The organism is Paenibacillus rhizolycopersici, assembly GCF_014947195.2.
GTDB lineage: Bacteria > Bacillota > Bacilli > Paenibacillales > Paenibacillaceae > Fontibacillus > Fontibacillus rhizolycopersici.
The window spans coordinates 339,764-350,753 of the sequence record NZ_JADCNN020000003.1 but is presented as its reverse complement, the minus strand read 5'-3'; the positions used below and the strand labels follow the sequence as shown (position 1 = coordinate 350,753).

The window sequence follows — 10,990 nt, the reverse complement described above, 5'->3', positions numbered from 1 at the left end:
CATGCCGCGCCGCGAGGCCCCTTGGCGCCGGGCGATGCGCCGGCGCCCGCGCCTGGCGGGCATGGCGGGGACACCGCCATGCCGCCCGGGCAGGACTTCGGCCTGCTGGTGGCCGAAGCCTGCCTGCTCGAGGCGCCGGGGGCGGCGGAAGCCGTCCGGCGCCATGCCGAAGCCGGCGGACGCGTGCTCGTCCTGCCGGCGCAGCCCGGGCAGCAGGCGGCGCTGGCCCGCCTGCTGGACCGTCCCGTGCGCGTGGCGCCGCACGAGACGTACCATTTGGCGGCGGACTACGCGCACGCCGCCGTCCGCGGGCTCAGCCCGGTTGACCTGTTCGGTTTCGACAAGGTGTTCTTGTCGCCGCGGGAGGTGGTCAACCGGGTCCTCGCCACCCACCGCCTGGAAGCGCCAGGCGTGGACGTCCTTTGCACCAGCGTGGAAGGCACGGCCTGGAAGGACTTTTTCGTGCAGGGATACACCGCCGAATACAGCCGCCTCGCGCTGGTGGAGCTAATTCGCCGGAAAGCCCGGCCATCCGGTGCGTTCCTGATTGAAGCCAAAGTAGGGAGCGGAACCGTAGTATGCTCCCAGCTGTTACCGGACCCTGAAAGCGACAAGGCGCTGCGCTTATATACTCGCTTGCTGGCTCATTTGGGTGCCTCTTTTGACGATGAGCTGCTGTACGAGGAGAAAGGCGACGGCGAGTGGGCCGTGGAAGCCATGATGGCTCTGCCTTGTCCGACTTACGTCGATTCCGACGCGATGAGGGCTTACTATACCGATCCGGAATTTTCGCTAAACAATTTGGGCGAAGGCCTGTACGGCTGGATGCAGAAAAAAGAACGCCGCTCCACCGGCTTGCTGCATCTCGCCAATGCGGGTCGGGATCCGTGGTTCCTGAGCTGCTTCGTGACGGTACCGGAAGAAGAGGGAGCTCCCCGTCGGGGACGGCTGCGCGTGCTCGCCGATACCTATTCCACGGTTGAAATCGTGTTGAACGGGGAGCGGGTAGCGGAGCCGGAACAGGAGCTGGTCTTGAATCCGGGTTTGAACCGGCTGATTGCCATCGTGCGTGGGAGTGACGAGGATCTTGACTTCGGTTTGGTCTTCCTTCATCCCGACGGCCGCTATATGAAGGATCTGTCGTATAGCCTGACGCTAGACGAGGTAGAGCCCAAATAGGTGGACCCGGTCTCACGGGTTTACGGTATAACGGACCTGAAAGACCTTAATTGTCCGAAAACGCACCTTTCCTGTTTCTAACGGACCGGAAAGCCGCTATTTCCTCCCAAATAGGCTTGATCGTACGTTTAGATGCTCAATAAGGTCTTTGGAGTCCGTTACAGATGGAATCGGTCTTTTCCAGCTAAATAACGGCGCTGAGGTCCGTTAGAAATCAACAAAGAAGTAAGGAGTGGATACCCATGAAACCGATCGACCCGCAAAGCTACTATTCCTTCCGCGATGCGGAAAAAGAAATCGAGTTCCACCGGCACGACATGCCGACCCCATGGATGAACTATTTGTCCAACGGCACATTCCATACGATGTTGTCCCATGCGGGCGGCGGGGTCGCGTTTTACAAATCGCCGCAAATTTGGCGGATTACGCGCTATCGGTTTTTTCACCTGCCGATGGATCGCTCGGGCCCCTATATTTACGTCCAGGACGCGGACTCGGGGACGTACTGGTGCCCCACCAACGAACCTGCTGCCGCCAAACCGGATACCTGGAAAAGCACCCACGGCCTCGGCTACACCCGGTTTGAAGCGAGGAGGGACGGAATCGCGGCCCAAACGTTGTATTTCGTGGGTCCCTACGAAAATTCGCTGATTTGGAAATTAACCTTGTCCAATGAAACCTCGGTAGCCAAAGAACTGAACGTTTACGCTTACGTGGAGTTTGGGATGATGGAATTCATGCGCGAGCTGCAGTGGCAATGCTATAACAAGCACCAGGTCTCCGTGCAGTACCGTCCGTCCGAGGCGCTGGTGTACCGGTATGGCGTCGAAAATCAACCGAAGCCGGAGGAGACGCCGCTGGTTTATTTTGCTTCCGACGCGCCGCTGTCCGGATATGACGGCGACCGCGAAGAATTTATCGGTAGCTATCGCAGCGAAGCCAATCCGGCGGCGATCGAAGAAGGGAGCTGCCGCGGATCGACGCTGATGGGCGGAGATCCTTGCGGAGCGCTGCAATTCAAGGTCACGCTGCAGCCGGGCGAAAGCCGGACCCTTCATCTCTTCCTTGGCACAGCCCAAGATGAAGCCGAGGTTGAGCAGGCGCTTGTCCATTCCCGGGAACCCGGGTTTGCAGAACGTTCTTTTCAAGGGCTACATTCCTATTGGGACGGTTATCTCGGAGCTTGGGAGTGCCGGCTACCGGATCCGGACGCCGAGCGGATGCTGAACATCTGGAACCCGTATCAGGCGCATCGCAACTTTCTGTTTTCACGGAATATTTCCTTCTATGCTACCGGAACGTTCCGCGGTGTCGGGTACCGGGACACGTCGCAGGATATATTGGCGGTCGTGCCGTTTGATCCGGCGCAAGCACTGGGCAAGCTGCGGCTACTGCTCGGCCAGCAGTACCGGGACGGGCACGCAAACCACTACTTTTTCCCTCATGAAGGTTGGGAGCCGGTGACGAGCATCCATTCCGACGATCATTTATGGCCGGCATTGGCGGCTTGGGACCTGTTAGCTGAAACCGGTGACGCCGCGTTTTTGCTAGCGGAAGTGCCTTACTACGATGGCGGTCAAGGAACAGTATACGAGCACTTGAAGGCCGCGATCGATTTTACGGCGTCGAAGCTGGGACCCAACGGGTTCCCGTTGATGCTGCGATCGGATTGGAACGACCAGTTGTTCCGGGTGTGCCGCGAGGGCCGGGGGGAGAGCATTTGGACCGCCATGCAGCTTGGCCTGGTGCTGTTACGGATGGTTGATCTCGCCGTCGCCGCCTGCCGTCCGGAGGATGTCGCGAAATACGAGACCATGTACGAACAGCAGCGGGAGCTGGTCAACCGCATTGGCTGGGACGGTCGCTGGTTCCGCCGCGCCATTATGGATGACGGCCGTTTCCTTGGGAGCGATGAGCACGAGGAAGCGAAAATCTGGCTGAACGCCCAAACCTGGGCGGTTCTATCCGGGATGGTCGATCCGGAGAAAGGTCGGCAAGCGATGGACAGCGTCCGGGAGCTGCTGGACACGGAGCTTGGCATCAAAAAAATCCACCCTTCCATCAGCACGTTTCCCGATCCCGCCGATCCTTTGACGAATTACAACAAGGGGACGGGGGAGAACGGGGCGGTATTCTGCCACGCCAATACCTGGGCGATCATGGCCGAATGCCTGCTCGGACGAGGGGATGTCGCTTACAAGTATTACCGCCAACTGCTCCCGAACGTAGCGATGGACCAAGCGGGTCTGTGGCGGTATAAGGCGGAGCCTTATGTCTACGCTTCAAACTTGTTTGGGCCGGAGTCCGACAAGTTCGGATTGGCCAATGTGTCCTGGCTGACCGGGACGGCCGCTTGGATGTACGTCGCCGCGACGCAATATATCCTGGGCATCAAACCGGTGCTGCAGGGCTTGTCCGTCAACCCCTGCATTCCCGCGGCTTGGGAAGGGTTCACGGTGAAACGCCGGTTCCGTGGCTGCGACTACGAGATTACGGTTCGCAACGAAAGCCGGGTTAGCCAGGGCGTAAAACACATCACCGTCGACGGTCAGCCGCTGGAGGGCCATGTCCTGCCGGCTTATCCCGGACGCTCATCCGTCCGTGTTGACGTCGTCATGTAACTTGAAAAATCCATCAAGCCAACCTACAGGAGGATAAAATGAACTGGAATGAATGGATCGAACAAACGCTGGACATTACGCGAACGAATATCTCCCGTTTTCAAACCCGTTTTCCGCATGTCAGCCAGGGAGACGGCAAGTACCAGCTGGTGGAGCATACCGATTGGACCGAAGGCTTCTGGTCGGGTATCTTATGGCTTAGCTACGAGTACAGCCGGGACGAAACAATCCGTCAAGCGGCTGAAGCGGCCACGGCGTCTTTTCAAGACCGGCTTACGCGGCGGAGCCATTTGGAGCATCACGACATCGGCTTTCTATATCTGTTGTCCACCGGGGCGCAGTGGATCGTAGAGCAAGATGAGGCCGCCCGGAAGTCGACTCTGGAAGCGGCCGATTTGCTGCTGACACGGTGGCGGCCAACTGCCCGCATCCTGCAAGCCTGGGGCCCTGAGGGGGATGAAATCAACGGCGGACGCATCATCATCGACTGCCTCATGAACTTGCCCTTACTCTATTGGGCCAGCCAGCAAACCGGGGATCCCGAATATGCCGACATCGCCCGAATTCATGCCGAGCAAAGCCAGCGATTCTTGGTGAGAGGCGACGGCTCGTCGTATCACACGTTTTATTTCGATACCGCGACCGGCGATGCGGTTCGGGGCGGCACGCATCAGGGCTATCGCGACGGATCGACCTGGACGCGGGGGCAGGCTTGGGGAATCTACGGATTTGCGCTCTCCTACCGTTATTTCCGGGAAGCTTCTTTTTTGGATACATCCAAGCGGCTGGCCCGTTATTTCATCGATCATCTGCCTGCGGATCTCATTGCTTATTGGGATTTTGATGCGCCTCAAAACGAAAGCGAACCTCGGGATAGTTCGGCTTCTGCGATCGCGGCATGCGGCGTTCTGGAACTCGTGGAGCATTTACCTGCCGATGACCCGGACCGGGCAGATCTTCTGGCTTTTGCTGAACGTGCCGTGGCGTCGCTGGCGAAGCATTGTTTCTCGGGCGGCACGAACGAGGCCCGGGAAGGCGAAGGCTTCCTGCGACACGGCTCCTACTATGTGAGGGGCGGTATCGCAACCGATGATTATGTGATCTGGGGGGATTATTTTTACCTCGAAGCGTTGATGCGCCTTGGCCACGGGATCCCGGGATATTGGTACGAACGCGGGCGTTAATTCACGTGAATCCGGGGTTGGTCTGTATGATAAAGGAGAAATGTTCTATTTTTAGCAAAAATGCGTAATTCCGTTCTATTCAGAACGTTGTTTTGTTTCTATTCCGGCTCGGGGCAGCGTGATACGCTTGTACCGGTAGCGGGAGGGCCAAGGTTATCGGGGGATTGACTTTTGCAAGCGATTTCAGTTTGAGGAGGCGAGAAGTGTGAACAGGGGAAAAGGTTGGCGAATCGGGCTCTGGTTTGTAGCGTTGATGACGCTGCTGCCGACAACTACGGGGTATGCGGCCGCTGAACTTACAGAGGTTCCTTATCCGATGGATTCCAGCAACCAGGCGGGATGGTGGTCGCCGCTGGATACGTATGGAACGGGGTATGAATACGCTTATATGGCTTACAATGCGCCCGGGGGCACAGCGGGTATGCATACGATATATATCGCCAGAAGAGACGGAACGGGGGCTTGGAGCAATATCCCGGTCATGAACGGGTCCGTCGTAGCCGAGTATATCGACGATTTAGGTCACAACCAGCCCTCCATCGCGAGGGACGGCAGCGGCCGATTCCATGTGTTTGCCTCAATGCACGATAATAACTGGCGATATTTTCGTTCGGACACCGTGGGCGGGGCTCCCCAGAACCACTCGGCAGATATGCCGGGTCCGGATATGAAAATCTCTTATCCGATCGTCAAAACCGCGCCAAACGGGGATTTGTATCTCTTCGCACGGGCGGCCAAAGATCCTGCGGGGAAACGGGAAGGCGTCCTGTTCCATTGGGATAATACGGCCTCGACTTGGAGTCAGATCGGTGTGATCGCATCAACGCTGAATCGGTCCGTTTATCCGGACGACTTGGCTTTTAATGCGAATGGTGATATGCATATTTTGTTCGAGTGGGCGCATTTTGCCGCCAGCGCGTTACGCCATGAGCTGTCGTACCTGAAGTACAGCCCAGCCACAGGCAGCTTTACGAAGGCGGATGGAACGCCGGTATCCCTTCCGGCGACGTTGTCTACGGCCGATATCGTCCAGCCTTTAGCCCCTGGCGAAACCTACGTGCAGAGCGGCGACGATCCGGGCGGACCCGGCGTGCAAAGCGCCAAAATGACGGTGGACTCCGCAGGACGGCCGATCATCGCCTACCGTTACCGTGAAGCAGGCAGCGCGAATTTCGCCGTGAAGCAGGCAACCTACGGCACGGGAGGCTGGGAGCTGCAAACGGTCTTTGATGCCGCCGCGACGCGGGCTGCGGTGGATGTCACCTGGACCGGCACGGAAGCGAGAATCTACTACGTGAAGCAAAGCGGTGCGGATCGGGCCTTCGTGGCCGTGAATTCGAGCGGAGCCGGATGGACCGAGATATCGTTGGCCCCTGGCAAACCGATCGAGCGGCTGGCAGTGGAGCGTAGCGCCAAAGGCGTCGATATCCTGTACCTGGTGGATATCCCGAATCTCAAGTTATATTACGGCAGGAATAACTGAAGTGAAATTAAAGCTCTTGGACGAGAGAAGGGTCCAAGAGCTTTTTTGCTTATCTTTTTCAGAGTCTCATCGTTTCACCCAAGCCAGCTGCAAATCCATCTCCCGAATGCATTCGTCGGTGTCGTACCGGTTGTTGTCGATAAGCGGCGTAACCGCGTAGGCCTTCATTTCCTCCGCTGCATGCGGACGCAAGATGGGGTCCAGCGCATCGAGATCATTGTTCTCTTCATCCAGCCACCGGGTCATATCCTCCGGAGACAAAATCGCAGGCATGCGGTTCTCAAACTCTCCTATCAGCGGATTGGCATCCGTCATGACGAGGGTGCAGGTGCGGAGCGGCTCGCCTCGCGTATCCCGCCAAATTTCGTACAGTCCGGCTACACCAAACATGCCGCGGTTTTTCAGAACCACCCGGACGGGGTATTCTTTCTTGCCTTCCTTCCTCCAATAATAGAAGCCATTGCACGGGATGATGCAACGCTGCGTGCTGATGATTCGGCGGTACGTCGGATTCTGGTGGACGTTACGCAGATCCGCGTTAACCGCGTCTTTTCCCCAATACGGAACAAACCCCCAGCGGAACTCGTCGAGCACCCGCTCCCCATCCTGCTGAAGCACGACCGGCGTCGGCTGCGTAGGGCTAATGTTGAAACGGTTCTTGTAATAGCTCATGACCCGCCCGATTTGAAAATGCTCCTGAACTTCGGGCAACTCGGCCGCGATGGAAAACCGTTGACACATGAAATATCTTCCTCCTTTGTTCGATTGTGATGTAGTGTTTGTAAAAGGAGGAAAATAATTCTTTTTCTGAGCTAAAAATGATTTAATTCATGGATTTACTTGTGCTTCATGTTCCAAGATGAGAGAAAGGATCCTGTTAAATCAAATTCCTTCGTACAGGCACGCCTAGGCCTCCGCCCACATACAATGAAATGACCCAAAATGAAGCGAGGTTGTATTCATTGTGATGTGAATCAGCAGGAGGTGTCATCATTGCCTGGATTGTTTACCGCAATTGCTTTGTTCATTAAACAGCTGACTTTGCTCGTATCGTATGTCAAAAATAATGCGTTTCCCCAGCCCTTGACCGAGGAGGAGGAAACGAAACACCTGCAGCGCATGGCGGAAGGGGACGCGGTTTCCCGCAATATTCTGATCGAGCATAATTTGCGGCTGGTGGCGCATATCGTGAAGAAATTCGATAACACCGGCGAAGATCTGGAGGATCTGATATCGATCGGTACGATCGGTCTGATCAAGGCGATCGAAAGTTTTCGGCCGAATAAAGGGACGAAGCTGGCGACCTTCGCGGCCCGCTGCATCGAGAACGAAATCCTCATGCATTTGAGATCGCTGAAAAAAACGCGCAAGGACGTATCGCTGCATGATCCAATCGGTACAGATAAAGAAGGAAATGAAATCACCTTGATCGATATTTTGGGTACGGAAGCGGACGATGTGGTGGACCGGGTTCAACTGAAGATGGAGAAGAGCAAAATCTATCGGAACCTGGACATTCTGGACGCGAGGGAGCAGGAAGTGATTAAGGGACGTTTTGGCCTGGATCATGGGGGAGAAGAACGGACCCAGCGCGAAATCGCCAAGGAGCTCGGCATCAGCCGAAGTTATGTGTCACGGATCGAGAAGAGAGCGCTCATGAAGCTGTATCATGAGTTTTATAAGAAAAAATAATAAGAATTTGTTGTAGATGCCTAAGCGGGACCGAGCCATGCTCGGTCCCGCTTATTTTACAGTCAAGCGATTGAAATTATGATACAATGGCGTCGTTGATTATGAAGCTGCAGGAGCAAATATAAAATGATTAGGACGGACCCTATGAAGAGAGTATTTCTTAAAATAGATTCAAAGAGACTGATCATCATGGTTTTTGGTAATGTCTTTTTGGGGATGGGGATTAGTATTTTCAAGCTGTCCGGCATGGGCAACGATCCCTTCAGCGGCATGGTGATGGCACTCGCAGATTCTCTCGGCATCGCCTATGCTCATTTTCTAATCCTACTAAACTTGATGTTGTTTGTAATCGAATGGATCATGGGTCGGAAATATATCGGAGCCGGGACTTTCGTCAATGCGATTCTTCTGGGCTATATCGTTACTTTCTTTCATAGTACCTGGCTTCATCTATTCGGCGAACCTCAGCTTTTTTGGCAACGGACGGTCGTTGTGGCGATTGGTGTGGTCGTTTGCAGTTTTGGGGTATCGCTGTACCAGACCTCGAATGTGGGAATAGCTCCGTATGATAGTCTGTCCTTGATTATGAAAAATCGCTTCCCGAAAATCTCTTATTTTTGGCATCGGATGTTTACAGACGCACTTTGTGCTTTGATCTGCTTCCTGGCTGGAGGCGTGATCGGTTTGGGAACGCTCGTGTCCGCGCTGGGTCTAGGACCCATCATCCACTTTTTTGACGTGAAATTTACGAAGAAGCTTGTGGCTTAACCGGGATGCTGTCCAATCAAACCCCCGCCGACTTTATCGTCTGGCGGGGGTTTTGAGTTTATTTTACATCTTGAGTTATTGACGTTCCCCAATTTTGATGTTATATTGTGCATACACGATATGCACAATTATTTTTTTGGGGGAGGTACCGAATGCTGGCATTAGATATTCGTAACCTAAATAAGAAATACCCGAGCTTTGAGCTCAAAGATGTTTCGTTCCAACTGGAGAAGGGCTATATCATGGGCTTTATCGGGGTCAATGGCGCGGGGAAAACCACCACGATCAAATCGATTCTGAATATGACTCACATCGATAGCGGTGAGGTTCATATTCTGGGGCGAAACATGAACGAGCACGAGCTTGAATTGAAACAAGACATCGGATTCGCTTTTGGGGGCATCGATTTTTACACGCGCAGTAAAATCAAGACATTGACCGAGACCATCAAAAAGTTCTATCGGAATTGGGACGACGAGACCTACACCTATTACCTGCGGAGATTCAAACTGGATGAGAATAAGAAGATCGCCGATCTATCGACGGGCATGAAGGTTAAATACAGTCTTGCCCTTGCTTTGTCCCACGGGGCGAAGTTGCTCATTCTCGATGAGCCGACAAGCGGGCTTGATCCGGCCTCACGGGATGATCTGCTGGACATTTTCCAGGAGTTGATCGTTGGCGGTGAAGTCAGCATTCTTTTCTCCACCCATATTACCTCCGACTTGGAGAAGTGCGCGGATTACATTACCTTTATCGCGAATGGGGAAATTATCCTTAGCTGCGAGAAGGAAGAATTCAAGGAATCTTATCTCCTGCTGAACGGTTCCGCGAGTGAACTGGACCAGGTGAAGGACCAGATGATTGCCTACAAGACGAATTCGTTTGGGTTTACGGGATTGATCCAAGCGAGCGACTTCGATCCGTCCTGCGGCATCAAGTCCGCCACGCCAAGCCTCGAGGATGTCTTGATCTATTACACGAAGAAGGGGGAGCAAATCCATGGTTAACTTGATTAAGAAAGATATCAGGCTGGGCGTACATCCCCTGTTTTTGATTATGCCTTTCCTAACGGGCGCTTTAATGTTCATTCCCGGCTGGGTTTACTTCGTAGTGATCCTGTATTTTTGCTGGATCACCATTCCGAATATGTTTAACCAATTGAGATCGCAAAATGATTTGATGTTTACCTCGATGATGCCGGTCACGAAACGGGACATCGTGAAAGCGCGGGTATTCGTAGTCGCCGGATTGGAAACGGCGCATATTGTGGTTGCCTTGATCTTTGGCCTGATTAGCTCGCGCATCTATCCGGATTCGATGACCTATCTGTTCTTCCCGCCGAATTTGGGTTTCTTTGGTCTCTGTTTTGCCATGCTGGCGATCTTTAACCTTGTCTTTATTCCCATGTATTACAAAACGGCGTATAAATTCGGCATGGCGCTGCTTGCCTCCACCGTGGCTGCTACGCTGTTCGCCGGGATTACCCAATGGCTCGGGATCGTGAATTCGGGGATGAACCGTATTTTCTATGGTACGGAAGCGAATCATGTGGCGTTTCAAGCATACATGCTGATTGCAGGAATCGTCATCTTCTTTGCATTTACCGCTGTGGCTTACCGGATGGCAGTCAAACGATTCCTTCAAGTGGAGATCCAATGAACGTAGCGATTTCGAACACTTCGGAGAAACCGATCTATCAACAGCTGTTTGAGCAAATTAGCGCTCAGATTTTGAAGGGTGAACTGGAGAGCGGCTACAGTCTCCCCCCGATCAGACAAGCTGCCCATGAGCTGCGGGTCAGTGTCATCACCGTCAAGAAGGCATGGGAAGAACTCGAACGGCGCGGTTTGATCCATACGGTTACTGGAAAAGGATGTTTCGTGGCCGAGTTCTCACCGGAGGAGATGTTGCGAATCCGCAACGAAACGGTGATGGAGCAATTGATGAATGAGGTGTCTTATTATAAGTCCTTTGGACTGAGCTTGGATGAGATGATCGAAATGTTGAAGAAGGTTTATTGATGAAGCGAAGAGAATAACGATTTTGCGTTATGTGTTTCG

At 54.0% G+C, this 10,990-nt stretch carries 9 protein-coding genes and 1 pseudogene; 9 read left to right on the top strand and 1 reads right to left on the bottom strand.

Annotation, left to right across the window (positions count from 1 at the left end; all coding sequences use genetic code 11):
* From IM700_RS05380 to IM700_RS05365, 4 genes and pseudogenes are all read left to right on the top strand, one after another.
* Window positions 1–1,179: pseudogene (locus IM700_RS05380) on the top strand (glycoside hydrolase family 2 protein); the annotation flags it as partial.
* 242 nt (window positions 1,180–1,421) lie between these two features.
* Window positions 1,422–3,800 (top strand): GH36-type glycosyl hydrolase domain-containing protein, encoded by a 2,379-nt coding sequence (locus tag IM700_RS05375; RefSeq protein ID WP_193416515.1) that lies wholly within the window; start codon window positions 1,422–1,424, stop codon window positions 3,798–3,800.
* A gap of 38 nt (window positions 3,801–3,838) precedes the next feature.
* A complete protein-coding gene (locus tag IM700_RS05370; protein ID WP_193416514.1) occupies window positions 3,839–4,984 on the top strand; it encodes a glycoside hydrolase family 88 protein in 1,146 nt (381 codons plus the stop codon).
* Window positions 4,985–5,189: 205 nt separating this feature from the next.
* Window positions 5,190–6,467: a BNR-4 repeat-containing protein gene (locus tag IM700_RS05365; RefSeq protein WP_204801119.1), complete on the top strand. Its 1,278-nt coding sequence runs from the start codon at window positions 5,190–5,192 to the stop codon at window positions 6,465–6,467.
* 66 nt (window positions 6,468–6,533) lie between these two features.
* On the opposite strand, the gene IM700_RS05360 is transcribed toward IM700_RS05365, so the two are convergent.
* Window positions 6,534–7,208: an SOS response-associated peptidase gene (locus IM700_RS05360; RefSeq protein ID WP_193416513.1), complete on the bottom strand. Its 675-nt coding sequence runs from the start codon at window positions 7,206–7,208 to the stop codon at window positions 6,534–6,536.
* Between the two features lie 252 nt (window positions 7,209–7,460).
* Between IM700_RS05360 and sigK the strand changes: the two genes are divergently transcribed.
* From sigK to IM700_RS05335, 5 genes are all read left to right on the top strand, one after another.
* The gene (gene sigK / locus IM700_RS05355) at window positions 7,461–8,159 is read left to right on the top strand and encodes an RNA polymerase sporulation sigma factor SigK (protein WP_155605744.1); all 699 of its coding nucleotides are present in this window, start codon (window positions 7,461–7,463) and stop codon (window positions 8,157–8,159) included.
* Between the two features lie 126 nt (window positions 8,160–8,285).
* Window positions 8,286–8,927, top strand: coding sequence for a YczE/YyaS/YitT family protein (locus IM700_RS05350; RefSeq protein WP_472850234.1), 642 nt, complete (start codon window positions 8,286–8,288; stop codon window positions 8,925–8,927).
* Between the two features lie 152 nt (window positions 8,928–9,079).
* Complete coding sequence (locus tag IM700_RS05345; RefSeq protein ID WP_193416512.1) at window positions 9,080–9,937, top strand: ABC transporter ATP-binding protein; 858 nt, start codon at window positions 9,080–9,082, stop codon at window positions 9,935–9,937.
* Window positions 9,930–10,589, top strand: a complete 660-nt coding sequence (locus tag IM700_RS05340; protein ID WP_193416511.1) for an ABC-2 transporter permease — start codon at window positions 9,930–9,932, stop codon at window positions 10,587–10,589. The genes IM700_RS05345 and IM700_RS05340 overlap by 8 nt, the downstream gene beginning before the upstream one ends.
* Window positions 10,586–10,951 carry a GntR family transcriptional regulator gene (locus IM700_RS05335; RefSeq protein WP_193416510.1) on the top strand — a complete coding sequence of 122 codons (366 nt, stop codon included), beginning with the start codon at window positions 10,586–10,588 and terminating at the stop codon, window positions 10,949–10,951. Before IM700_RS05340 ends, IM700_RS05335 begins: the two co-directional genes overlap by 4 nt.
* Window positions 10,952–10,990 lie beyond the last annotated feature (39 nt).

Coding starts and splice junctions, on each gene's coding strand:
- IM700_RS05335 (WP_193416510.1), top strand. CDS start 10,586: ATGAACGTAGCGATTTCGAACACTTCGGAGAAACCGATCTATCAACAG.
- IM700_RS05345 (WP_193416512.1), top strand. CDS start 9,080: ATGCTGGCATTAGATATTCGTAACCTAAATAAGAAATACCCGAGCTTT.
- IM700_RS05350 (WP_472850234.1), top strand. CDS start 8,286: ATGATTAGGACGGACCCTATGAAGAGAGTATTTCTTAAAATAGATTCA.
- IM700_RS05375 (WP_193416515.1), top strand. CDS start 1,422: ATGAAACCGATCGACCCGCAAAGCTACTATTCCTTCCGCGATGCGGAA.
- IM700_RS05340 (WP_193416511.1), top strand. CDS start 9,930: ATGGTTAACTTGATTAAGAAAGATATCAGGCTGGGCGTACATCCCCTG.
- IM700_RS05370 (WP_193416514.1), top strand. CDS start 3,839: ATGAACTGGAATGAATGGATCGAACAAACGCTGGACATTACGCGAACG.
- IM700_RS05360 (WP_193416513.1), bottom strand. CDS start 7,208: ATGTGTCAACGGTTTTCCATCGCGGCCGAGTTGCCCGAAGTTCAGGAG.